Here is a 25,510-nt window from a genome sequence, read left to right as displayed (position 1 = left end):
TATGAGTATTTTATCAGTTGTTGGGTCTGTATTTAAAACAATAACAGGCCCATTGGGCATCCTTGAAGATTGGGCAAAAGAGCCATTAAAAAGGTGGGAAAACAATCGAAATGAAGCAAATAAGGATCGCGATGTTGAACGTTCTATTAGACAACAGACTGGTGTCGAAACTGTTAAGTCTGAATTACGCATGAAAGAGGCTAAGCATCAAGCCGACCTCGAAATCAAAATGAAGACAGAGATTAATAGAATCAACGCTGAAACAGATCAATGGATTAAGAATCAGGAATTTCAGCGAATGAAAGACGTTGCAGCAGCTGTAGCTACATATCGTGAAAGGTTAACTGAACTCCAATTAAATACAATTCGAGCAATAGGTAATATGGATATTGAGTTAAGAGCAAAAGCTCAAGACTTAATACTTTGTAAAACTAAAGAATATAAAGCACTCCAAGACAAAGCTCAAAAAGATGCTGAGGAAGAATTTGAAAGAATTATTGAAAAGTTTTCCAGCAATGAACGTATTATGGATATTATGATTACAAATGCCCAAAAGAAACTTGCAAGTGTTATCGATGGAACTTCACAATTTCTTCTTGGACTTAACGATGATATTCAAAAAATGAACAATAATATAGACTTGATTACACGGTCTGGACAAGCTTTTATTGACAGGCAAATAGATAGTCAGTTTAATTGTTTATCTCTTTCTAATAAAAATGATGTTCAAGTAGAAAATGCTCAAGCAGAAGAAATCCAATAATGACTTGTTATATATTATAAATCTTTTATCAAAGAAAAGAGAAGAACTTATCTCCTCTTTTCTTTATAAAGATTATGAGTTGATAGGTTTAACATTTAAGTATGAATTTAATCAAGCCGCGTTTGACTTGGTTAGGGAGCGGTTCATCACATTATGGATTGATAAACACATAATCCAATTAATGAATGATAATATACCTGTCCATGTCAAGAAAAAGGCCATGTCATTAATTTCATCATTCATGAATACTTCCAGCTCGAAATTAGACGATACTGAAATAAAACATTTTCTTCTTAAGAAAAAACTGGATATTCTTCATGAAATGCTAAAACATGAAGATCTCAATACTCAAAAAATTAATAAATTAAAATTTTCATATGACAAAGATAAGGCATTATTCGAGAGAGAGTTTCTAAAATACGAAAAGCTATCTAATTCTGCAAAGAAATGAAAATACCAGAACTGTCCTTTCAGCCGAAATTTAGTATTGATTCTTTATTTTATGCTCTGTGTTTTTGGCGTTCATAAGTTTAATGTGAGTTCTACTTATTCATATTATTTAAGATTCTCATCCAAGAAATCTTTTAAGGGCTGTAAGGCATCTACATCAAGATTCCAATAATCTTTGTTATCGAATAACCAATCGCCAGAACCGAATCTATTACGCAATTTGCCCGGTAATTTTTGTGCTGACATGTAAGTATGCAGTTTCCCTTTCAGATCAGGCACATTGTATTTAGGTTTGCCCGACTCATCTTTTACACCAGAGACACAATTCTCGTAATCTTCAAAGCAATCAAAGAATGTAGAATGCAAATCGTGCCGTGCGGCTTTCTCCATGAGTACTTCTACGTTTCCATCGTTATGATTGTCTGGATAAAGAAAGTAAGGGAATGATAGCGCATGGGCAGCCATGCCCTTGTCTATTTCAGCTTTACGTTTGGCACACCCGTATCCTTTAGCTTTAGTATCGGCATCAGCGAGAACTATAACTTGTTCACCACTCTCTTGTGCAAGATTTATCTGATTAGTATTAGCTTCTTTAAATAAGTTTCCGATACCATCCATGAATATAAAATTAACATCTCTTTCCGGGAAAAATATGTCCAGAATTGTTTTGATGAAATGATATTCAGCGGTATTCTTATTACGGGCTTCGATGAAAATCTTAGTCATTTTTATCTCACTTCTATTTCTTGATTTATCGAATAATCCAAACTTTCCAAAGAATAGTGATATGCCTTTAATTCATCATCAGAAGTTTTCAGCAATTTAAAAGCAGCCACGATATCATCAAATTCGTTTAACGCTGCATTACGCAGCCCTTTTATTGAGTCGTTATCGTGTGTTGTGACAAACAGCTGGGTGTTGTTTCTGACAGCTGCGTTTATAAGAACTTTCCATAAACTGCACATTACTGAATAATGAAAGCCATTACTAATTTCATCAACGAGCAAAGCGCCGTCCTTGCAAACGTATACAGCAGTCAGAAGAGAGACAATCTTTCTTGCTCCGTCACCCATCATGTTTACAGGGATACGCTTAGCGAGACCTATGTCAACAAGCATTTCATTGTCAGCAAATATAAAGTCTTTAACGCGCGGCTCAATTATTTTAAGCCCCTCTACGATAAAGTGCTCATCCTTATTCTGAAGAATATTTTTAAGACCTTGTATTGATGCGTTAAAATCAAACTTGGGATTTAAATATGTGCATTTGAATGATTCAACGTATTGTTTCGGTACAATACTTGTTGCTTCAGCTGAATTTGCAGAATTAAAACGTATTTGTGACTCAAAATGCTTACCATTGATTTTAAAATCGAATCTTAATCCATATTTTCCTTCTTGAACATTTGAAAGAATATTCTTGTCATCAGCATTTATGGATACATTGTTTTGGTTTTGTTCAAAAAGGCTTATATTCAAATCACGCTTCTCTTCATTTTCCATCCGGATATGGATAGGTTGACTTGAATCTAAATTATAGAAATCCAGCTTAAGATCATTCAAGTGTGCTTTGCTGTAACCACGCATAATGTTCACACTGATAGGCAGTAATGGATTTGACAAGCCACTGGCTAAAAACAAAGATTCCAATAATGAAGATTTTCCGCAATTATTCTTTCCAAAGAAAAGATTAATTTGCTTAAAGCCTTCTATAGAAGCATGCCTTATGCCTCTGAATCGCTCTATTTCGATTTTGGTAAACATTGTTTCTGCTGTTATTCGGTTATAAATCAATACGCAAATTTAAGCAAAATATCCCGTATTATGCTATTTTCCACAACTGTTTTTATGTAAAAAAGACTTTTTTCGTTTCCATTATTAGAAAATATGTTTGCCACGACTATTCTACAAAGAGTTGTATTTGCATCACAGCCTTAACAGAAAGTATCAGTATGCAGACATAATGCCATGAAAAAAATTATCATGCTGAGTGATACAAGAATAAGCTTAACTGCATATCATGACGAAGAAAAATACACGGCAAACAATGAAGACCATGAATATAAACTAAATAACTTAGTTAAAAATAATGTATTCTGTACTACATTCTTATATTTTCGCTATATTTGCATAACATGAACAGAAATTTGCCTTCTGCATAAGGAAAAGAATATATCGCTAAAATAAAAATTTTATTGCCATGAAAATCATCAGTCTTATACTATTGCTAATGGCCCTGACGGCAGCCTCAGCCAGAGCCGACAATAACGCAACAGAAGCGCTGGGCGACAGTTGCATGAAGATAAACGACACGTTCAACGCCATGAGATATTACGGCGAGGCGCTGCAGACAGACAGCTCAGACGCGATAAAGGAAAAAATGGCGCACTGCCTGTTTATGCGTGGCGAATACCGCAAATGCGCGGCAATGCTCGAAACCACGGCAAGGAAAGGCACAGACAGTCTGACTGCGGAGACGATGCGCCGCCTGTTTGACTGCTACAGATATATGGACAACACGGCAAAACAAATTGAATGGGGCAACAGGTTGCTTAACAGGTGCCCAATGGACGGCATCGTGACGGCATACATGGCACACATATACAACAGCGACGACAATATATCGTCGCCGCAGAAGGCTTATGACATTACGGCCAGATATATGCAGACAGACTCTGCGTGTCTGCCCGTGCTGCGCGAATATGCCGACGCCAACTTCCTGATGCGCGACTACGGCAAGGCTATAAATGCGTACAACAGGCTGCTTGAACTGGGCGACTCAACATATAATACGGTCTACTCGCTCGGCATGGCCTACATGCAGACGGGCAAAAACCCTATGGCACGCAGATGGCTCACCAAGGCAGCCGAAAAAAGCAAGATGCAAAATGCGGGATGCCTTTACCGGCTCGGCATCGTGTGTGTTGACATGGACAGCGTGGCCGAGGGCATTGACTATCTGGAAAAATCAATCGAACTGATGCAGCCCGACCATACGGTGCTGTTTGTAGTAAAGCGCGCATTGGGCGAGGGCTACTACAAGCAGGGCAAATACTGGTCGGCAATATACGCATGGCGTGAGGCGCTTAAACTTAACCGCAACAGCATGGCCACGATATTCAACACGGCGCAGGCATACGGACTTATGGGCAAGCACGACATGGAGAAGGCTTACTACAGAACTTCCCTGAGCATGGCGGCATTGGTGAAGCCCAACAAGGAGCTTAACCAGATGGTGGAACAGGCCGAGACCGCAGTGGGAATGAAGGAGAACTTCAACGGAAACATAATAAGCCTGCCTGCAAACTGACCATGCCGGCTGCCTAAAACGGAAAGACGCCACGTCGGCACATAATAGAGACAGCTTATCTCAGATTAATACAATACTAATTAAATATTTAAGACTATGAAAAGAAATCTATATTTTGTTTCTCTCTTCCTGTTTTTCTTCTCATTAAAAGGCATTGCGGCCATTCCTGAAGGGGCAATACCATTTATCTTTGACAGGCATCTGTATTTTCAGTGTACGCTTAATGACACCATACCTGTTACCCTAATTTATGACACCGGGGCTGATTTTCTATACTTAGACCAAGATTATCTGAAAGTAAATAATCTTCAAAATGCTTTCGGCAGAAAAGGCAGGGCCAAAATCGGGGGAGCAGGCAACAGCGGACCTCAAAACGTAGAGATATTCATCGAGCCCGTCAAGATTCACTGCGGCGATATGGAATATCAAAACAAGATTACTCCTATAATTAAGCTGCGTGACATTCTCGGCAGACATACCGACGGCTTGTTAGGCAACACTCACCTACTGACATCTCCTCTGAAAATCAATTTTAGCGAAGGATACATAAAACAGCTTAAAAAACCGTTTAAAGATGATTTGCTTGATAACTATATAAAACTTGACGCACGATTTGAGAAAAACCGTATTGATGTAAAGGCCAAACTTCAGATTGACGAGAAGAACACCTTGGAAGGATGGTTCAGAATGGATTTAGGATGTGGTTCCTCAATCAGTCTTACTAACGAGGCAGCATCTTCTCTGAATATTGATGACATACCGAAAGCATACTTCAGGACACAAGCCGGCGGCATTGGCGGCGGTTCTGACCAGTTTATTATAAGAGCCGCACAATTCTGTATGACAGATACACTTAAAGACATCGTAATAGATTATTCTGTTAATGAAAAAGGCGCTCTGTCATTTGGTAAGCCATATTTAGGTCTGATTGGAAATAAAATATGGTCGTTATACGATATTGTCTTAGATCCGGAAAACTCTTCAGTGTGGGTGAAACGCAACAAGAATAAAGGAGTGTACATGCAATCATCTGTAACCCATATGGCAACTTTTGACCGCACGGATATTTATGAAGGATGGATAGTGAACGGATTATACAAAGGCGGAATAGCAGAAAAGGCAGGTATTGAAATTGGAGATATAATCATAACCATAAACAACCGTCCGGTAAAAGAAATAACATGGGAAGAACAACGAAAGGGGCTAAACCTTAATGGAGAAGTTGAATATACCGTCAAAAAAGCCGACGGAAAGATAGTTTGCTATACATTACACGTTGACAAACAGATAATCTGATTTAATGCCTGACTAAATATTAAGTTTTTTATAATCGGGAGAGAAATTCTTATTTTTATAGGAATGAAGCTAAGATAGCCTTATTGCCGTTTTATATTGAATATCTTGCCGTCCGCTATTTTCTAGACATAGCCCGTTATGCCTGCTAAATAGCAGACGGCAAGACAGCAATATGTAAAAAAGATGGAAGGAAACATCAATCTGCATGCAGAAACAAACCATATACCGGCTTACGACCGATAAAGGTTAAACAGGCTATTGGGCAAATATGATAAAAATATAAAAAACTGTTTGAGTGTTAGCATTTTATTAGTATCTTTGCAGACAGAATTTTAAGCAAATCACAATAAGGATTATTCCGTTGTGAAAACATTGAGGCTGGCTCGTCGTCCTTTAACGGCGGGCATTTTTTATAATGGCCGAAAGGCTTTGACAAATGGGTATTGACAACAAGATTTCACAATAAGTTATGGACACTAACATTTCCGACTATGAGATAATGGCGCCCGTGGGCAGCCGCGAGAGCCTGCAGGCAGCACTGCAGGCCGGTGCCGACTCGATTTATTTCGGCATTGAGAAGCTGAACATGAGGGCTCACTCGGCAAGCACGTTCACCATTGACGACCTGCGCGAGATTGCAGCTACGTGCGGCGAAAGGGGCGTGAAGACTTATCTGACGGTGAACACCATCATCTATGACGACGACATAGAGCTGATGCACCAGATTATCGACGCTGCCAAGGAGGCCGGCATCTCGGCCGTGATAGCGAGCGACGTGGCCGTGATGACCTACTGCCAGAAGGTGGGCCAGGAGGTGCACCTGTCTACACAGCTTAACATAAGCAACATCGAGGCGCTGAAGTTCTACTCTCAGTTTGCCGACGTGGTGGTGCTGGCGCGCGAGCTGAACATGGAGCAGGTGGCAAAGATACATGAGCAGGCTGAGCAGATGAACATCTGCGGACCGTCGGGCAAGAAGATCCGCATAGAGATGTTCTGCCACGGCGCGCTGTGCATGGCCATCAGCGGCAAGTGCTATCTGAGTCTTGACAACGCGTCGCGCTCGGCAAACCGCGGAGAGTGCATGCAGCTGTGCCGCCGCTCGTACATCGTGACGGACAAGGAGACAGGCACGGAGCTAGAGATTGACAACAAATATATAATGAGCCCGAAGGACTTGAAGACGGTGCGCTTCATCGACCGCATGATGAAGGCCGGCGTAAGAGTGTTCAAGATTGAGGGCCGCGCACGCGGACCTGAGTATGTCTACACCGTGGTGAAATGCTACAAGGAGGCCATACAGAGCGTGCTTGACGGCACGTTCACCGAGGAGAAGAAGGACGAGTGGGACGAGCGCCTGGCAACTGTGTTCAACCGCGGATTCTGGGACGGCTACTACCAGGGACAGCGCCTTGGCGAATGGAACAAGAACTATGGCTCTAACGCCACGGAGCGCAAGGTTTACGTGGGCAAGGGCGTCAAGTATTTCTCTAAGCTCGGCGTGGCTGAGTTCTCGTGCGAGGCGTGCGAATTTTCTGTAGGCGACAAGATGCTTATAACAGGTCCTACCACGGGCGTGATGTATGTAACCGTCGAGGAGATTCACGACGACACTCATGCCGTTGAGACAGCGCAGAAGGGCACCCGCGTATCGTTCCGCGTGCCTGACAAGGTGAGACCGAGCGACAAGCTGTTTAAGCTGGTTAAGGTGGAGCCGAAATATTGATTTTTCTTAGGAGTTAAAGGAGTTAGAGTAGTTAAAGGAGTTAAAGTCAAATGCTTTTCTTCTTGGGAGTTAAGGAGAAGTTCCTTGAGCATAGCGAAAAAAGACAAATGTTTTTCTTCGTAAGAGTTAAAGTCAAATGACTTGTTGCGTAAGAGCAAAACTGCTTATGACGACGGAATAGAAACGGAAGCTATTGGTTTCTCCTTGACATACGAATTAAATAAACACATAAAAAACAAAGGATATTATGACAATAAATGAAGCACAGGACGAGGTGATTGAGGAGTTTTCTGACTTCACCGACTGGATGGACAAATATCAGTTGCTCATTGATCTGGGCAACGAACAGAAGCCGCTCGACGACAAGTATAAGACGGAGAGTAACCTGATTGACGGCTGTCAGAGCCGCGTGTGGCTGCAGGCTGACTATGAGGACGGCAAGATTTATTTCACGGCTGAGAGCGACGCACTCATCGTGAAGGGCATCATCGCCCTGCTGATACGCGTGCTGAGCGGACACACACCGCAGGAGATTCTCGACACAGACCTCTATTTCATCGACCGCATCGGTCTGAAAGATCACCTCTCGCCCACCCGCTCAAACGGTCTGCTGGCTATGGTCAAGCAGATCAGAATGTATGCGCTGGCGTTCAAAGTGAAGAACGAAGAGTGAAGAGTGAAGAATTCATTTGAATTGACAATTCATAATTCTTAATTCACAATTCATAATTTCCGCCTTCTTGGTCAAATCATAATTTTCAATTCTCAATTATCAATTCTCAATTTGAATCGATGCGCAAGTTAAAGGTTACGGAGATGAACCGTCTGACGGTAGACGAGTTCAAGAGTTCTGAGAAGATGCCGCTCATCGTGGTGCTCGACGATGTGAGGAGCCTGTATAACGTAGGCTCGGTGTTCCGTTCGTGCGACGCTTTCCGCGTAGAGGCTGTGTGGCTCTGCGGCATCACGGCATGTCCGCCCCACGCAGAGATACACAAGACGGCGCTCGGAGCTGAGGACAGCGTTGAGTGGCGCTACTTCAAGACGGCTGCCGAAGCCGTAAGCGAGCTGCACGCCATGGGATGCAAGGTGATGGCCGTGGAGCAGTGTGAAGGCAGCACCATGCTCAACGAGTTTGTGCCCGACGCAGGCCAACGCTATGCCGTCGCGCTGGGCAACGAGGTGAAGGGCGTGCGCCAGGAGGTGGTTGACGCCAGCGACGGCTGCCTTGAGATACCGCAATTCGGCACGAAGCACTCGCTCAACGTGTCGGTAACGGCAGGCATCGTGGTGTGGCACTTCGCGCAGGAGCACATCAAATCAGCAAAGCAACAGCAATAATGCCACGGCACCGCAATAAGCGGCGGCATAACACAGAACACATACGGCCCTGAAGCCGGCCGAAATAAAACAACGTCCGCAGATGTCTGCATCAGGCAGAATCTGCGGACGTTGCATTTTCTATCTTGCTAATATAATCCTATCTGTTCCACACCTTTACAGAGCCCAGCCTTGTAGAGATGATGTATGCACCTGCCGGCATGCTGCTGATGCTTATGCCCTCCTGCGAGTTATATTTCTTCATATCCATCAGCACGCCCGTCTGGCTGTACACCCTTACCGGCTCGTTTTCAGCCACGCCCGTCAGGCGCACTCTGCCGTCGGCATAAACAGCCTGCACCATGTCCTTCACAGCCGGACGTATCACGTTGATTCCGGTAGACGCCACAGGAGCATATTCCATCACAAGCTCGTCATACACAGCCATCTCGCCCGTGTTTCTGTCCGTCTGATAAACGATGTTTGAGAGTATGGCGTTCTTCGAGTTGAGATAAACCGTTCCGTCCCACTCGTTCTCCACGGGATAAAGCGTGTTGACAGTCTCGAGCGACAGGTCGTGCGTGTATTCATCACGGCTCGACGGCTGCTCCTTCACTTCACTGTATGTCATCCATTCCACAATGTTTCCTGCTTCGTCATACGTGCACACCTCGCCTCCGGCCGGCATCTTCGCGCCGGTGAAGAAGTCGCCAATGGTGCTTATCTTCTCAACCATACGGTCCTTGTCGTCATAAATATACTTCGTGCCGCTCGAGAACGTCATCTCATCGCCGAAGAACGACGAATAGACATTCTCCTCGTCCAGACGTCCCTTGTCGTCATAAGTATAGATCACCTCCTCGAATTTCTCCGTCAGCGCCTCGTCAACGTAGGTGTTGCGCTTAACGAGCTTGTTGCCTTCGTAGACATACTCATAGACACCGCCAAGTTCAAACTCGCCCTTCTTGCGGTTAAGGTTATAGTTGGCACGGCTTAAGATGCGTCCGTTCTCGTCGTAAGTGTATCTCACCTGCGTAGAATATGTATAGAAGTCGTCGCCCGAGAACTTCTGGTATCCCTTCTCGAGCACCTCGTTTCCGTTTTCGTCATAAACATATTTCAGCGTATAGTCGTAGATAAAGCCTGCCAGTTCGCGATACTGCACCGCACTGTCTACACGGCCGTTGGCATCGTCGTAGAAGTATTTGTAATAGTCGTTAGTGTGCTTCGATGTTATTCCGGTCAGCTTATATTCATACTGCTGGGCAAATGATGCCGAAGAAAACAATACAGCGATGATAAGGGAGATAAAATTTCTGTTCATAATGCGTTTGATTTAGAGGTTATACATGTTGTTTCTTAAAAGCTATAGCATTCCGAAAGCAAATATAAGCAAAATTTTATAAAAACAAAAGATATTTTGTAAAAATGTAATAATCTTTTATAAAACCAGCCCTTAAAGTTAAAATTAGTCGTCATAGCAAGACAATTTGCAGACAATTTCAAGGCAAAAAATCTGTCAGCCGCCGCATTATTTCTATCCATTCAGCCCCAGCGTGCCCTCAGCCGTCCCTATGCTCTTTGCCGGCGTCATGCCGTATGACATTTTTGAGGGCATAACACACCATGCCAAAGAAAACATCCGACGGCACCCTGCCATACATGAAACCGCAAACACAATATCTTATATTCAGAATACAGCCGGTATTTTAACCCCTATCTGTTATTATAATCCGGCCGGAATTTTTGCTTTAATACTGAGCGGAATTTTCATTTGACGTTCCGCAGGCGTGGCTGATATGTCAAGAAGAAGCCGCCAAAAGACGGACGACGAAGGCAGGAATAAGCCGAACAGGCTGAGCTATATGCTGCCTAAAAAGCGTTTTGAGACAATAAATGCGGCAGCCCGGACACTTGTCCCGACTGCCGCATTCAACGCGTCATACCGCATTATATGATATCACGTCAGGCACCTGCCGCGCCCTGACTTATTATGTCTATAAGTATAGGCTTCATTCCGCCGACGAAACATTCAACGGCGATGACCATAAGCAGAAGGCCCATAAGGCGCATCATTACGTTGTTGCCCGTCTCGCCGAGCACGCTCACAAGGCGCGTGGAGGCGCGCAGGATGAAGTATGTAAGCACGTAGATAAACACTATCGAGCCTATCAGTATGCTCTTCATCGTTATTGTATGGGCGTCGCTCATCAGCACGATGGTGTTGGCTATGGCGCCCGGACCGCAGAGCATAGGTATGCCCAGCGGCGTTATCGATATGTCGTTGGCATAGGTCTTTATCTCGTCAGAGTTGAGCTTCACGTGCGTGTAGCGTGCCTGCAGCATGTCGTAGCATGTCGTAGCCTATCTTGAAGATTATCACGCCGCCGGCTATGCGGAAGCCGTTGGTGGATATGCCGAAGAACATGAAGATAAACTGGCCGGCAAAGGTGAACACGATGAGGATGATCAGCGCCGTGATGGTGGCGCGCTTTACGATAGACTGGCGCTGCTCCTCGCTCATGCCCTGGGTCATGGTAAGAAACACGGGCATCGTGCCAAGAGGATTGGCAAGCGTGAAGATTGACGTGAGGCACAACAGTGCGTAAGGAAGTAATGTTTCCATGGTTTTTTAAATTTTTCTGCAAATTTATAAATAAATTAATAATAAAGACATAAATGTCATGAAAAATAAAAATAATAACCGCCCAATGGTTATTTCGGCTGCGCGTGCCGGCAAATACAGCCGCAAAAAGCATACATGACAGCGCCGTCAGGGCGCATATTAGGGGTTTCCCTACGCAATTTAGGCCTTTTCCTTTTGACATCTCGCCATTTTTTAGTTTCTTTGCACCAAGTAAACAATATTCAGAAACTTATGAGCACGAAAACAATTAAGAGATTTGCCATAGCCGCACTGGCAGCAACAGCACTCTCACTGCCGGCATCGGCACAGAATTATTGCCACAGCCGCTACTACAACGAGAGCACCGGAAGACTGGAATATTCTTACGGACGCCACGACAGCGGACTGGGCACGGGCAACATGTATTACGGTTTCCGCATAGGTCCGGCGTTCTCAACGGTCAACTCTGACGACCCAACGCTCGACGGCAGCGACTCGCAGACAGGCCTGACCGTAGGAGCAGTGGTGGGAATTCCGCTGTCGGCCGACATTCCGCTCTACCTTGAGCCGGGACTCTTCTACACCGAGAAAGGCGGAAAGAAGGACATAATAAACGACATGGGCGAGAAGAAGAAGATGACCTACGACCTCAACTACATAGAGATGCCCATCGTGCTGAAGTACATCTACAGCATCACCGACCACTTCTCCGTGCAGCCGCAGTTCGGCGGATATCTGGCATGCGGCGTGGGCGGCAAGATGAAGAACTATGACGAGCGCAAGGCCTTCAGCTCGTTCTCCGACGATGCCTTCCAGCGCTTTGACGGAGGTCTGCGCGTGGGATGCGGCGTGGCTTACGACCTGTTCTACTTCGACATAACATACGACATCGGTCTGTCTAACATCTGTCACGACACATTCGACACGTCGCACAACGGATGTCTGTCGCTCAACTTCGGCGTAAACTTCTAAGTCTGCCGATGCCGTATCAAAGTAGGTACCCGGACGCATGCCGCAAGGCATGACGACAACATATCACAATTTATTTTATAATGTTATTTTAAACTGAGGCTGCCTGCCCGCAAGGGTTACGGCGGCCTTTTTCGTTGACAGCCTTACGGGCTGCGCCACCGCCCGTAAGACAAGCGGTCAGCCCAGCCCAAATCCGGCGTTATTGTTCTGCCTGAATTTTTGCCTCATGGTAATCCCGACGCATATAACAACACACCCTACAATGCGCCCCACATGAAGCCTCTGTCAGGCCGAACCGCAACAGCCTCACTACACCAGTCTGCCTTCTGCCATAGAGCGCTCCGCCTGCAGCAGCCATTCCTTGCGCCATATGCCCCCGGCATATCCCGTCAGGCTGCCGCCCGAACCGATGACGCGGTGGCAGGGCACTATAAGCGACACGGGATTGCGCCCTATCGCTGCCGCCACGGCCCTCACAGCCCCAGCGCCACACTCGCCGCAGGCAGCCATGCGCAGCGTCAGTTCCTTGTATGTCAGCGTAGTTCCGCATGGAATGTCCATCAGCCTGCGCCACACGAGGCGGCTGAACGGCGTTCCCATAAGGCTCAGCGGCGGCACAAACTGCGGCTCATGGCCGCTGAAATATTCGTCGAGCCATCTCACGGCAAGCCTCAACACGGGCACGTCTGCCTCTTCGGTTCTACCGGTCAGCGTGCTGCCGTAGTGTTTCTGTCCGTCAAACCACAGCCCCGTAAGCCTGTCGTCGCGGCATGCCAGGGTTATCTCTCCCAGCGGCGAATGATATTTGCATGTAAATGAAATGTCGCTCATGCGGATATGTTTTTACCTGTTAAACGATTAATGCGGCACGACAGACGGCCCGTTTACATGCCCGGCGCCACATTTCATCATAATATATGGCACGACAGAAACAGGCTATACACACCAGAAAGCCTCATGCCGCCATACGGCTTTGCTAATTCCACTAACAGCTGCGTTTGCTCTCTGCCACGAATCTTCGCAGCAGGAAGGTCAGAAAATATGGAAATGTATAGAATTTGCCGTTGAATCCGATGTTCCTGTAGCCCAGTTTGATGCCATACTTCACGTCATTATATTTGTCGTCATTCAGCAGTCTGTTCAGCGAAGCCGTAGCCCCGTCGTTGGCCTTCACCTCCACCGGTATGAGCGAATCGGCGTCCCTTATAAAGAAGTCCATCTCAAGAGCCGGTCTGTCGCTGTGGTAATAAAACAGCCGGTAGCCCTGCTTTACGAGCATGTCGCCTACGATATTCTCGTATATCGCCCCTTTGTACGTTCCGAGATTCCTGTTTGCCCTCAGGTCTTCCTGTGCCTCCTCGTCGAGCGAGGCTATCAGCAGTCCTGTGTCCTTAAAGTATATCTTGTACATCTTTGGGTCGTAGTTGCCTTTCAGCGGCAGCTCGGGCTGATTAAGACAGTAGCACACGTTCACCACTCCGGCATCGGCGAGCCATTCAACGCATCCCATATAGTCTCTGTTGCGCGCGTTTCTGGCTATCTTGGTTATCTGAAACCGCTTGTTCTCCTTTGCCAGGAAGGTCGAGATATGGTTATACACCGCCTTCACCTTTGCCTTGTCCAGGCCTTCAACATATTTTGTTATGTCTTCCTCATAATCCTTCAGCAGCTGGCGCTGAATGTCGAGCGTGCCGCTGAAATTCTTGTTCCTTACGTACGTGCTGACCACTTCGGGCATGCCTCCGATTATGACATAGTCGCGGAACAGGCTCATCAGTGTGTCCATCTGCAGTTCAGACAGCGGCCTTACATCAAGCATTTGACTTAGCAGGTCGGCCGTGAACTCGTCATTATAGCCCATTGCCCACAAAAATTCCTCAAAGTCCATCGAGTGCATCTCGTAGTCCTCCTTATATCCCACGCTGTTAGATTCTATCTCATTGTAGCTTATCCCCATGAGCGAGCCTGAGCAGATTACGTCGAAACGGCCGTCGAGCTTAAAAAACTTCAGCGACGTGGCGCAGTTGGGGCACGCCTGAAGCTCGTCGAAGAAAAATATGGTATTGCCGGGAATAAACTTCAATTCAGGATTCAGCAGTGATATATTCTTCAGAATGGCGTCCACCTCAAATCCGTCGTTGAATATCTCACGGTATTTTTTCTGCTCGATAAAGTTTATCTCTATCACGCTTGCATAATTCTGACCGGCAAACCACTCTACTGAGCACGTCTTGCCTATCTGCCTGGCACCCTTGATGATAAGAGGCTTCCTGTCAGGTCTGTTTTTCCAGTCAGTCAGATATTTGTCAATCTTTCTTTTCAGCAACTTCTCCATATTTCCAAACGTCTTGATACATCTGCAAATATAGTAAATTTCACATTTTCCGCATCATAAAAACCCATATTTTTCACACTTTCCGTGCCATATTACCCCATTATTTTCACATTTTCCATACAATATACAGCCATCAATTTCACACTTTCCGCATCCAAAAGGCCTATAAATTTCACATTTTCCCCTTATTAAGGCCAAAAGTAATCAGCTGTATAAGCAGACTAAGCCAACAGACGATACTTATTCTGACGGTATCTGTGTAATGACATTATGAAGGTCGTGAGGCACACTACACACCGTGGCGCCGCCGCATTTTGTAAATATTTCAGACAAAATCCATACCGTTTGACGTCTTCAGAATGCCCATGCTCCTCACGTCTCCGCGATTTTGCCTGAAAAACGTCAAAAAACGAGCATTCACACTAAAGCATTGACATACAGACATTTAAGCCATTTTGAAAGCAAAAGCCGCAGTGTTAAAATATATTACTCTGCCACTTTCGGTGCAAAACCCATAGGTTTACGCTCCAAAAGCAGTGCTATTGCAACGCAAAACAAGCCCTTACATGCCCCAAAAACATCATCCTCACATCGCTTATAGCCGCACAAAAGCAAACATAAGTTAAAACAAAGACACTCAGCACGCCATTTCTTTAACATCCATTAAGGTCTTCTTCTCCAGATTACAAAAAAATTTTGTCCTGACTTTTTACCGCGTTTTTAGTTTTTGTATGAAAGTAGTGAAATTATTTGTTGATACAATATGGGCAAATTTTATTATCAATGATAATAACGTTCCAGAAGATACAAAAGCAAGGCAAATTCGGACAATTACCATAACTATAGAATTTTGTTTTTTACATAAACAAGCACAAAAAATCAATATAATCAGCCAAATCACATTAAATTTTAGAGATTTGGCAAATTATAGCTTATTTTTAATCAAGAATAGCTCAGATCAATATAAATATTATCATTGATTAAAATCAGCATTTATCCTATTATTCGATGCAATATGTGTACATCTTTGATTATCAATAGTATGGCGCTCTAAAATGTACAGCCAGCAAGTTGGCAAGTATCTGAGAATGTGCAAGTTAATGATTTTCAGCTTCATTCTCGACTTATCCTCCATTTTGAAAAGTAAGTGTAATTTCTTGAATATCAAAATTGCGGTACAAAGAGATGAGAAAAGGTACAAAAATAGCTCTGAAACCGAATGGTAATCAGAGCCATCTTTGCATTAAATATTATTCTTCATCTTCATCACAAATATCAGACCTAAATTCAAAAATTAGTTCCGAGGAGGGAATATTACATTCTTCAAATAAACCATGTAGAATATTTATCTTTGTCTGTGTACTATTATCAGTCCATAAGTACATATTTGGTCCAAGCTCTCTTCTCCATGATTCTGGGGTTGTTGAAAATCCAGATTTTTCATTTGCACATAACCACTCAATAGTAGAGCGCCTTTTCAATAAAATGTGATTACATACTTGAATCAGCATGTCTTTCCAAGTGTTTACTGTGTATCGAACTCCATATAGGATGTATGCTTGCAGTTTTTTACCTGTAAATTCAAAATCATCATCTTCTAATGATGCTGATTCTGCCTCTTGCTTAATAGGCTTGAATGTGGTTGACGGCATCGGCCATAATTTCATAAAAACGCCCAATAGTTCCTTTTGTCTTTCTTTCAGTTCATCCTCAGTCCATTTATCACAAGATTTGACATAATTGTTTAATCTGAAAGCACTCTCTTTAAACCCTTTCTCCATATCTCTCTTCTCAAGGAATGTAAGGTTACTGTATTGTGAGTTATAGGCTGTTAGTGTAAGGTTAGCCATAGTGTGAAGATATGTCTGGTGTATGCGTTCCCATTCTGGGCCTAAATCTTTTTTCCATTGATTCGAAAGCGTCTGAGGCATTATGTGCTCAATGGAAATTTTCTTCTCTGAAAGTCCTTTTACAACATCATGGCGTTCATTATTATCCCTGTTTTCCAAACGTTCCAATATGAACATTCGTGCATTTGCCGGAATCTTGTACACTTGGCGTGTGGCAAAGTCCGTTTTAACATCCTCGTCACTGGGGAAAATAGACGAACGTCCCTTCTTGAGTAGGATATATGTCAAGACATCAATATAAGCAGGCTTGTTGTCACTTACAACTTTACCTATATGGTTTAATACGTCTCTATGTAAAGTGGCAAATACTTTGTTTAAGGCATTTGACGGAAGGTTACATATTATGCGGCGTGCCCAATAGGACTCAATTACATCTATGACCCTGCAGATTTCACTTTCAGGCAAATCGTTTTTTGAAGCATAATCAAAAAAAGCCATAAAGAAAGGATATGCAATTGTTGAATCAAGTGTTCGTAATTGACTTAGCTTTTGATTCAATTTATCGGTTCCGGCTTTTGCATTATCTATTTGACTATATATTTTAGCATAATGGTGCATATCCTCAAGCAAATCAGCTCTTGCCATATTGTTTCCTTCAGCATACTCCTTAAATATAAAATAAATTTTATCTATACGACCTATTTTACCTTGCTTCATAGTGAGATAATCGCGCACAAATGAAGAAGGATCATACTTTGTAAAAACTTCTATAGGATTCCAAAAACGGTTATAGAGATAATCTTGTTCTGTTGGGGAAAGAGACATTAATAAATAGTTGCGTATCTTATCAGCTTCACTTAGGTCAAGCCCTGTTGAGTTGAGACTTTCAAAAATCAATTGAGGATCGTCATCTGCATCTAGACGAATATTTATGACTTCCAATTTCTTAATTGTTTCAAACAATTCGTCAATTGTAAGTCCTGAACGTATGACCCTATCATAGAAAAAATCATAATTTCGCGTAACATTAGATTCTTTAATGTATTGTTCTCTTGATTTATATAGCAAAGCATCGAATGCTTCCATATCCTTTTTGATCGGTTTGAGTTTTACCTTGCGTTCGTCTTCTTGGTACTCATCCACAAGGTATCGCTTGAATATTTTTTCAACCAATTTGGAATCTACTGCCTCTATCAATCCCTCTTTTTTTGCATTGACCATAGCAATCAGCAACAACGAAACGGTGGTAATACGTTGTTGCCCATCAATGATATACCTGTCTTCAGTTCCAGGTTGAATACTTGATACAATGCTTCCAAAAAAATGGCTTTTTCTGTTACTCTCGTGCAGATTTAGCAAATCATTAAATAGTTGTTCGCAGTTTTCTTCCTTCCAATCATAATTTCTTTGATATAGAGGTATTATAAATCTTTTATCTGAGCCATCAAAGAATTTGATTAATGGTTGAGCATCACCTTTCATAACAAGTTTATTTATGTTGTTTATAATATTCGTTGCAATATCAAAAAACAGATTTAATGTAGTTTATCAATTCCGTATTGTTACAATTGGGAATTTCTAAACTTTTACCTCCATTAAATCCATGTTGCAATAAATCGGATTCTGTTAATTGAGAACGATTTGATTCAGCAAGCAATTCCAGTTTATAAGTTTTATCATCAGGAGCCTTTTCTACCCAAAACTCCTTATCCTCACGTTTGCAGTTCTCTGCTGTTACAATCATTTTGAAGCGGACATAACGCTCATCTGACATAAACAGATATACTATATCGCCTATGGCGAAACGAGCTCTCCCCATTCTCCAAGAAATAAACCCTAAGGTGTTTATAGCATCAGCATGCCTACATCTTTTCTTATTAGCGAAGGCAATCCAAGTACGGTTACACTTATTCATAGTCTTATTATTTTGCAAAATACTCTTTTTTTAACCAATATGCATAAATCGGATCCTGGAATGAGATTTCACCGGCCTTATTATCCAATATATCATTCTTGATAAGGGCTGCCTTTGAACGGGATATTGAGGTCGTTGAAGAGATTTGATAGCGATGCATCACTTCAGTCGAACTGATGGCTTTTTCGCCGGCTATAAGGGCTTTAAGATAGTTCAGCTGCTGTGTCGTAAGTGTTTCGGTGATTGTTACGAACAGCAGACTCAACTGCTCCACTAATGCCGTGTGTGCCTCACGCACAATCTCAACAGTACATACATCCTTTGTTCTGAGCCATGAAAGCTGTGCCAACTGCTGTGCGTAGTATGGATGGTTATCTACGAGTTTTGCAATCAAATGGCTTGCTTCATCGTCGATGTTCTTGCCGGTATCAGCGAAACGATCAACAGTACATACATCCTTTGTTCTGAGCCATGAAAGCTGTGCCAGCTGTTGTGCGTAGTATGGATGGTTATCCACGAGCTTTGCTATCAAATGGCTTGCTTCATCGTCGATGTTCTTGCCTGTATCAGCGAAACGACTCTTGAAGAATTCCACAAGGCAAGGCGTTTCAATCTTATTTAGAAACATCAGATTACCGAACTTATAGAATGGTTTGGACGAGTCGGTAAAAACTTCCATCATCATGTGGCGTTTGCTGCCATAGAGACAATAGGCCACATTCTGGTGCAGCTGCCAATGGGAACGCAATTTTTTTTGGAAATAATCTGGGTCAGTAAATTCTGCGATATTTTGGAACTCATCTACGCAAATCACGATTTTCAGCCCCTTTTTCCTGGCAATCTTTTCGGCAAGGTCGAGCACTTCATCGGGGTTGCGCTTTACCTCCTCCCAATCAAAGTCGATTGAAATCTCATTGGTGGGGTCCATACCGATTGTTATCTTGGGGACAAGATGCGAAAAGAAACTCTTCGCGCTCTCTATTGCTTCCTCCCATTTTGAGGAAGTGGCGGCAATAACCTTCTGGGCGAGCAGTGAATAGAAATGCTCCTCGCTACGAACATTGAAAAGGTCGATATGGCAGATTCGGAGGTTGCAGTCCTGCGCCATCGCTAACTTTGCAGCCTTATTTACAAGTGAACTCTTACCCCAGCGACGAGGAGATATAATAATTGTATTGATTAACGACGTAAAGCTCTGAAGCAGGTCGGCTGTTTCTTTCTCACGGTCGGTAAAATTCTTTTCAGTAGCAATTTTTCCAAATATAAACGGAGTTTCCATAACGCTCTATTTTGATTTAAGGAACAAATATAATACATAAAATGTAACTACAAAAAATGTTGCAACAAAAAGTGTATATACATTTATTGTAGTATTTTAATGACCTGCATCGTTTTTATATAAAAATCAGGCCAAAGATTGTACAACCATAATGGGCTTGAGCATTTTTATAGAAACAATATATTGTTTGTTAGAGGTGAAATACGAACCCTATGAATAAAATAATAGTGTTTAGTATTTTTCGAAAATTTATAAGCGGACAAAAAGACGGCTGAAAAACATGAATGCACAAAATAGATAAAGCTATGCGCAGGATAATGACTGATTTGGGTTAAAATCATCATTATCCAATTCTTCGTATTCTAACTCACAAGATGTATTGTTCGGGGATATTATGTCGTTCTATTTCGCCTTCAAACCGGCAGGTATAAATAGAGCCTTGGGAACGAAACTTCGCTCGCCTTATCACGTAGAAAAAAATACTATTTACGCCTATTTGCCGGGGGAAACTGCGGAAGAAGATGTAAATTGTCGGGGGACTGGCTCTACTTTTCACCGCGTTCGGGCCACAGGGTGTAGTCTAAGGCGCGGTTGCTGTCGGGAGCAATCTCTATCGGAGCGTTGTCCTGCCGTACGTCGTCTGATGCCGTGGAACGGTTGTAGAGCGTAACAGCCACATAAGCAGTGAGCGCAGCAACAACTAATGCCAGCAATGCAACCACGATGCGCTGACGGTTGTCTGTGCGCGGCAGCGACATCACGGCCGACATGTCTGCCGGACGCTCAGAGGCGTTGCGCCGGGTGCAGGCTGCAGCTATACGACGCAGATAGGCATCGCCAGTAAGCCGGGCCATGTCTCTTACCACCATTCCGAACGAATAGATGTCGGCCTTTATGTCGGGCTTGGCGTCGGGCTGAAGCTGTTCCGGGGCGATGTAGCCCGATGAGCCGGCAGGACATTTCAGCACGTTGAAATAGTCGCTGTCCGACAAGCTGAAGTCTATCAGCTTGGTGTTGTGGCCGTTGTGCGTTATCATTATGTTCGAAGGCTTCAGGTCGCGGTGTATTATCTGCTTGCTGTGTATGTATCCGAGCGCGTCGGCCAGCTGCTCGGTTACTCTGCGCGCCATGTCGGGCGTCAGCGTCTTGCTGTCAATGAGGCTCTTCAGCGTGTCGCCGTCGATATATTCCATAACGATGACCGTGCCCAGCTCTGCCACCTCTTCCATGCTTATGGTACGGCAGATGTGCGGATGGTCCATCTGCAGCCCAATCTCAAACTCCTTGGCAAGGGCCTGACGGTAGACGGGCGTGTAGGCAAAATCGGGCTTCAGGCATTTCAGCGTATAGCGCTTGCCGAAGCGTGTGGCTGTCAGCAGGCGCGTATGTCCCGACCTCGATACGTAGAATTCGCTTATGTCTCTGAAGGCGTTCTGCACGGGTATGCGCACGGCACTGTCCATCTCGCCGTCTATGTCGCTCATGTATCCTGAGGGGCTGTCGTCCAATATTTCGGTGTCTGAATTGTTCATTTCTCAATGTTGATGACGTTAATTATGGTTAGTCCGCCGTTGCGGCCTGCCACAAAGGGGGCCGTGCGGCCGTCAGGTCGCTCGATGTAGGGCAGATAGAGCGGCTGCTCCTTGATGAAGCATCCTGTTACGAAGCTGTCGCCGGGCACGAGCTTGCTGTTCTGCGACGACACCACCTCATAACGGCTCTCGCCCACGTAGCGCAGGCGCACCAGGCGGTTGGGGCTCCAGCCTATCTCCACCTCTGTTCCGGCGTCGAGCTCGTTGCTGATGAGCTGCTTGGCGTTGAAGAACGACGAGTTGTAGCGTGTGCTTGTCTTGAGCCACGAAACGAAGGCGTAATAGTTGGCATGGCCAAGATACTGGGCCAGGATGTCGAGCGTAAACATGCGCGGCTTGTGGCTGTCGTTGACGTATCCCCAGAGCCTCTTGAGCGTCGACGCCGACACGTTCTGTCCGGTGTCGTGGCTCAGATGAACCGAAAACTCCTCAAAGTCGGTTGTCGTGCCGAGCGTCTTTCCATATTTCTGTTCAATGAGCAGCTTCAGCTCCTCTATTTCAGGTGTATTCATTGTCATAAACTTAAATGCTGTTTTGTTTGTAAATGAGCAGCACGCGTCATTCCTCTACGATGGTGCCGAAGCGCTTCCAGCTCGAGTCGGCACGATAGAAGTTGCGCCGTCCCTTGGGCACGTGCAGCGTGCATGTAGGCAGAAAGTCGGGCGTGCTGGTCAGGGCGTTGCTGTTGCACACGGGCGGATACTGTGCGTCGACATACAGATGCTCGAGCGGACAGCCGTCGAACACATAGTCGGATATCAGCTCTGTGGCTGCACCGAGACGCACCGTGGTGAGCTTGTCGCACTTCTGGAAGGTGGCTGTGGGTATGAGTCTAAGCCCTGACGGCATGACCACCTCCTCTACGCTGCTGTCGTAGAACACGGCCTGCCCTATCTCCATGAGGTTGTCGGGCAGGGTGAAGCGTGTTATGTGGCAGCCCTGGAAGGCATAGTCGCCTATGGCCTTGACAGTAGACGGCAGCGTATAGTCGCCCTGCTTGCCTATGGGGAACCACAGTATCTCTGTGGCACCGGCGTCGAACAGCACTCCGTCGATGCTGCTGTATGCAGTGTTGGCGCCCGACACGTTGATGGCGGCGAGCGCCGTGCAGCCCGACGACGGACTGATGTCGGTGGCTGATGCCGGTATGGTTATCTCTCTGAGCGCCGTGCAGTTCATGAAGGCGTCTTTCTCTATCTTGACGGCATCGGAAGGCAGAGTAACGCTTGTAAGTAGGGTGCAGTCGGCAAAGAGGCCGTAACCCACTACATTATTCTCGGTGTATCGCGACGAGCCGTACACTCCTCCGCCCTCCACGATATGGGCGTCGGCCATGTTTACCTGTGCAAGGCGACCAGCCGTGGCAGAGCCGTCGATGTCGCGTCCCATCATCTGGCGCAGGCACCGCAGGTCGTCGCCGTTCATAGGTCCGGCAATAGACAGCGTAGTATACTCGTATTTGCTGTCGCCCATAAGTTCTTCAAACTCGCCAGCACTGGCCAGCAGAACAGCGTCAGACGTGGTTATGGTCAGTGCCTCGCCCACGCTCTCGCCCTCGCCGTTGGCGGCATAGGCCTTTATCTCGTAGGTGGCGTTCTGGCGCAGTCCGCCTATGCGCACCCTCATGCCAACGCCTTCGGCGCCCGGCGTCTCGGCCTCTACGCTATGCGTGTCGCCCGTCTCAATGTCGGTTACGTAGCACCCCGTGGAGGTTATGGTCTCGTTGCCGTCGTCCGTTATTTCATATTCTACAATGACGCTCATTGGGCCTTGACTCAGCACTGTCGGCACGCCCACCGTGGGCCTATCGTTTGGCACGGTTACAAAGGTCATCGTGTTGCCATGCAGCTCCACGCGGCCGTTGGTAGCATGGAGTCTGTAGTAGTACATCGTGCCCGGCTGAAGCCCCGTCAGCTGTATTTTCACCTTGTTGCCGTCGGGGGCAAGCACGCCCGTGGTGTGGTCCATCTGGTCTGTCGTGCCGTATCTGAAGTGCAGCTCCGGCATGTCGGTACTTCCCTGCAGCACCACCTCGCCTGCGATGACGGCCTCTGTGCGCGTTATGTCAAAGGCCTCGCCCGTTACGAGGCGCGGTTCAAAGTTATCCGGAGCCTCATCGCTGCTGCATGCGGCCAGCGTAAGCAGCAGCGCTATCAGTGTGGTGAGTGATAATATCCTTGTCTTCATCTTTTGCCAATGTTAATGCCTACACCTATGCAGCCCTGCCACTGGCGTCCGGCTATGGTTACGGCAGATGCCGACACGCTTATCCGTCCGAACGACAGCATCACGCCAAGCTCGGCTGCGAGGCCCTTGTGTGTCAGGCCGTCGTTGAGCGCAAGCCCGCCTCCTTCGCTCTCAGCCAGCTCCCATGCCGTGGCCGTGCGGCCATAGCCAATGCCCTCAAACAGGCTGACCATGCGCCCGAGGCGGTGTATCGCTCCGGCCGTCACGGTGTATGTCGAGTGGCGTGTCTGTCCTGTGTAATATGGTTTTATGCTGCTTCCGTCGGTAAATCCTTCCTTGTCGCAGGTGGTTACGGTCTTGCCTATGCTGCGCAGGTCGGCACTTGCATGAACGAAGAAGCCATGGCGGCGCATTAATGCCACCATGACACCCCACGAAGGTCCGTTTTCGTGCATCGAAACTGTAAACAGGGCATGAGTCCTGAGCGGCAGCTTCGGCCGCCGCTTCTTCACGGCTATTGTGTCGACGATGGTCTTTGTCAGCACAATGGTGTCGTGCTTAAGGGCTATGTCTGGCTTGGGCGAATTGATGACCATCTCGTAGGTCATGTGGCTCTCAAGCGGTTTCTCAAACTTATAGTCGCGCATGACGCCCCATTCAGGATGTTTTATGGTAATCTTTTTTGTGCCTTTGGGCAGATAAAGCCATATCTCGCCTACATTGTCCTTACGCATGACAATGCCCAAAGGCGACGAGAAGGCATACTCGGGCGTGGCCGTAACCTTCAGCAGGGCGCACGCCTCGTCGTTGAGGTCGCGCACCGGAGTGATAAAGGCGCTCACGTCGTTGGGCAAGACGCGAAACTTAGTCACGCTGAACTGCTGTGCCAGGGCCGTGCCGCAGCCTGCCATGCAGAGCATGAGCGTCAGCAGCAGTGCCTTTAACGTGCGTATATGTAACATCTTGCCTGTCATATAGGTTTGTTTAAAGTGATAATGTCGTTTGTCTTAGCTTAACTTGTCTTTAGTTACTCCAGGTTGAAGTCTCTGATGTTCATCACTTCGTTATCATCGCTGATGGTCTCTGTCGGCTGCCATGTGCGCACATGTATCAGCGGCATCGACTCGTTGCGGAAGTCCCAGAGCAGGAAGAGGTAGCCGTCGTCAGCATAGCAGTCGCTCTTGTACTGCTGGCGGAGGCTGACGCCGTAGATGCCGTCCATGGTTGGATGGCGCATTATGCGGAAGTCGGAGAACTTTACGCTTATGTTCTTGCTGGCGGCAAAGGCCTTGCTTAGCCGCGATATGTATTCTTTCTTGGTGCGGATGTTATACTCAACACGCGACGCCGGAATAAACTTGCCTTCGCTGCCGGCCTTGGTCTTGACCACGTTGCCCACGATGATGAGGGCCTGCTCGCTGAACACCTGGCGCAGAAAGTCGATGTCCTTGGTGGTGTAGGCCATGCGGAAGTGTTCGCAGTAGTTGAGTATCACGCGGCGGCGCTGAGCGTCGTCAACCGACAGTTTGCCTGCAAGGATCTTGGCAGCCTCCTTATAGAAAGGATTGCTGCGTGCCATTTGTTTCAGGTCGCCGTCGGTCATGCTGCCCGACTTGTCTGCCTTGCCGCTATTCTGTCCGCCTTCGTATGTGCTCTGTCCGGGCGCCTGCGCCATAGTGCTGCTCTCCTCTTGCTCAACCGTAGAGGGTATGCCGGTGCCTGTACTGAAGAACGTCACGTTGCCGTTGCGGTCGACAAATCCCTCACGGCCTGTGCCGTTCTCGCGGAAGCGCAGCTGTCCGTTGCGGTAGCGCACGTCGAACATGCAGTTGCGCAGCGGTATTGCGAAGAGCAGTCTGTCGTTTTCGTCTACCACCGCAAAGGTCTCAT

22 protein-coding genes and 1 pseudogene are annotated in these 25,510 nt (G+C 46.0%); 9 read left to right on the top strand and 14 right to left on the bottom strand.

All coding sequences use genetic code 11. The features are described from left to right. Position 1: 1 nt before the first annotated feature. Positions 2-763 carry a hypothetical protein gene (locus tag QVO66_RS12815; protein WP_021855897.1) on the top strand — a complete coding sequence of 254 codons (762 nt, stop codon included), beginning with the start codon at positions 2-4 and terminating at the stop codon, positions 761-763. Then, positions 738-1,214, top strand: a complete 477-nt coding sequence (locus QVO66_RS12810) for a hypothetical protein (RefSeq protein ID WP_021855896.1) — start codon at positions 738-740, stop codon at positions 1,212-1,214. Before QVO66_RS12815 ends, QVO66_RS12810 begins: the two co-directional genes overlap by 26 nt. A gap of 104 nt (positions 1,215-1,318) precedes the next feature. Here QVO66_RS12810 and QVO66_RS12805 read toward each other — a convergent pair whose 3' ends face one another. After that, entirely contained in the window at positions 1,319-1,939 is a 621-nt protein-coding gene (locus QVO66_RS12805; RefSeq protein WP_021855895.1) for a DUF3226 domain-containing protein, read from the bottom strand. 2 nt (positions 1,940-1,941) lie between these two features. After that, positions 1,942-2,976 carry an AAA family ATPase gene (locus QVO66_RS12800; RefSeq protein WP_021855894.1) on the bottom strand — a complete coding sequence of 345 codons (1,035 nt, stop codon included), beginning with the start codon at positions 2,974-2,976 and terminating at the stop codon, positions 1,942-1,944. A 436-nt stretch (positions 2,977-3,412) separates the two neighbouring features. On the opposite strand from QVO66_RS12800, the gene QVO66_RS12795 reads away from it, so the two are divergent. From QVO66_RS12795 to QVO66_RS12775, 5 genes are all read left to right on the top strand, one after another. Beyond that, complete coding sequence (locus QVO66_RS12795; RefSeq protein WP_021855892.1) at positions 3,413-4,522, top strand: tetratricopeptide repeat protein; 1,110 nt, start codon at positions 3,413-3,415, stop codon at positions 4,520-4,522. A gap of 96 nt (positions 4,523-4,618) precedes the next feature. Beyond that, on the top strand, positions 4,619-5,818 hold the full coding sequence (locus QVO66_RS12790) for a PDZ domain-containing protein (protein WP_021855891.1): 1,200 nt from the start codon (positions 4,619-4,621) through the stop codon (positions 5,816-5,818). A gap of 469 nt (positions 5,819-6,287) precedes the next feature. Next, entirely contained in the window at positions 6,288-7,544 is a 1,257-nt protein-coding gene (locus tag QVO66_RS12785; protein WP_021855890.1) for a peptidase U32 family protein, read from the top strand. Positions 7,545-7,791: 247 nt separating this feature from the next. Beyond that, the gene (locus tag QVO66_RS12780; RefSeq protein ID WP_021855888.1) at positions 7,792-8,217 is read left to right on the top strand and encodes a SufE family protein; all 426 of its coding nucleotides are present in this window, start codon (positions 7,792-7,794) and stop codon (positions 8,215-8,217) included. A gap of 119 nt (positions 8,218-8,336) precedes the next feature. Then, positions 8,337-8,885, top strand: coding sequence for an RNA methyltransferase (locus QVO66_RS12775; protein WP_021855887.1), 549 nt, complete (start codon positions 8,337-8,339; stop codon positions 8,883-8,885). Between the two features lie 139 nt (positions 8,886-9,024). Here QVO66_RS12775 and QVO66_RS12770 read toward each other — a convergent pair whose 3' ends face one another. After that, positions 9,025-10,188 (bottom strand): hypothetical protein, encoded by a 1,164-nt coding sequence (locus QVO66_RS12770; RefSeq protein ID WP_021855886.1) that lies wholly within the window; start codon positions 10,186-10,188, stop codon positions 9,025-9,027. 641 nt (positions 10,189-10,829) lie between these two features. Then, positions 10,830-11,490 (bottom strand): annotated as a pseudogene (locus QVO66_RS12765) (MarC family protein). 252 nt (positions 11,491-11,742) lie between these two features. Between QVO66_RS12765 and QVO66_RS12760 the strand changes: the two are divergent. Continuing rightward, a complete protein-coding gene (locus QVO66_RS12760) occupies positions 11,743-12,462 on the top strand; it encodes a porin family protein (RefSeq protein WP_021855883.1) in 720 nt (239 codons plus the stop codon). Between the two features lie 309 nt (positions 12,463-12,771). Here QVO66_RS12760 and QVO66_RS12755 read toward each other — a convergent pair whose 3' ends face one another. Further along, a complete protein-coding gene (locus QVO66_RS12755) occupies positions 12,772-13,293 on the bottom strand; it encodes a methylated-DNA--[protein]-cysteine S-methyltransferase (RefSeq protein WP_021855882.1) in 522 nt (173 codons plus the stop codon). Between the two features lie 154 nt (positions 13,294-13,447). Then, entirely contained in the window at positions 13,448-14,797 is a 1,350-nt protein-coding gene (locus QVO66_RS12750; RefSeq protein WP_021855881.1) for an ATP-binding protein, read from the bottom strand. A 731-nt stretch (positions 14,798-15,528) separates the two neighbouring features. Between QVO66_RS12750 and QVO66_RS12745 the strand changes: the two genes are divergently transcribed. Next, positions 15,529-15,777 (top strand): hypothetical protein, encoded by a 249-nt coding sequence (locus QVO66_RS12745; RefSeq protein WP_288172880.1) that lies wholly within the window; start codon positions 15,529-15,531, stop codon positions 15,775-15,777. 270 nt (positions 15,778-16,047) lie between these two features. Here the strand turns inward: QVO66_RS12745 and QVO66_RS12740 are convergent, their stop codons facing one another. The 8 genes from QVO66_RS12740 to QVO66_RS12705 all read right to left on the bottom strand — a co-directional run bounded on the left by QVO66_RS12740 (position 16,048) and on the right by QVO66_RS12705 (position 25,496). Further along, positions 16,048-18,129, bottom strand: a complete 2,082-nt coding sequence (locus tag QVO66_RS12740; RefSeq protein ID WP_021855880.1) for a DUF262 domain-containing protein — start codon at positions 18,127-18,129, stop codon at positions 16,048-16,050. Between the two features lie 40 nt (positions 18,130-18,169). After that, positions 18,170-18,562 (bottom strand): hypothetical protein, encoded by a 393-nt coding sequence (locus QVO66_RS12735; RefSeq protein ID WP_021855879.1) that lies wholly within the window; start codon positions 18,560-18,562, stop codon positions 18,170-18,172. Positions 18,563-18,569: 7 nt separating this feature from the next. Continuing rightward, complete coding sequence (locus tag QVO66_RS12730) at positions 18,570-19,841, bottom strand: AAA family ATPase (RefSeq protein WP_021855878.1); 1,272 nt, start codon at positions 19,839-19,841, stop codon at positions 18,570-18,572. 545 nt (positions 19,842-20,386) lie between these two features. Next, the gene (locus tag QVO66_RS12725) at positions 20,387-21,373 is read right to left on the bottom strand and encodes a serine/threonine protein kinase (protein WP_021855877.1); all 987 of its coding nucleotides are present in this window, start codon (positions 21,371-21,373) and stop codon (positions 20,387-20,389) included. Further along, a complete protein-coding gene (locus QVO66_RS12720; protein WP_021855876.1) occupies positions 21,370-21,951 on the bottom strand; it encodes a hypothetical protein in 582 nt (193 codons plus the stop codon). Before QVO66_RS12720 ends, QVO66_RS12725 begins: the two co-directional genes overlap by 4 nt. Positions 21,952-21,991: 40 nt before the next feature. After that, positions 21,992-23,620 (bottom strand): leucine-rich repeat protein, encoded by a 1,629-nt coding sequence (locus tag QVO66_RS12715; RefSeq protein ID WP_021855875.1) that lies wholly within the window; start codon positions 23,618-23,620, stop codon positions 21,992-21,994. Continuing rightward, positions 23,617-24,594 carry a hypothetical protein gene (locus QVO66_RS12710; RefSeq protein ID WP_021855874.1) on the bottom strand — a complete coding sequence of 326 codons (978 nt, stop codon included), beginning with the start codon at positions 24,592-24,594 and terminating at the stop codon, positions 23,617-23,619. The genes QVO66_RS12715 and QVO66_RS12710 overlap by 4 nt, the downstream gene beginning before the upstream one ends. Positions 24,595-24,647: 53 nt before the next feature. Beyond that, on the bottom strand, positions 24,648-25,496 hold the full coding sequence (locus QVO66_RS12705; protein WP_021855873.1) for a hypothetical protein: 849 nt from the start codon (positions 25,494-25,496) through the stop codon (positions 24,648-24,650). Positions 25,497-25,510 lie beyond the last annotated feature (14 nt).

This window comes from Prevotella sp. CAG:255, assembly GCF_000431195.1.
In the GTDB taxonomy this organism is placed as follows: domain Bacteria; phylum Bacteroidota; class Bacteroidia; order Bacteroidales; family Bacteroidaceae; genus Prevotella; species Prevotella rara.
Note: the sequence above shows the minus strand (reverse complement) of the source record. Positions and strands in the feature narration are given on the sequence as shown.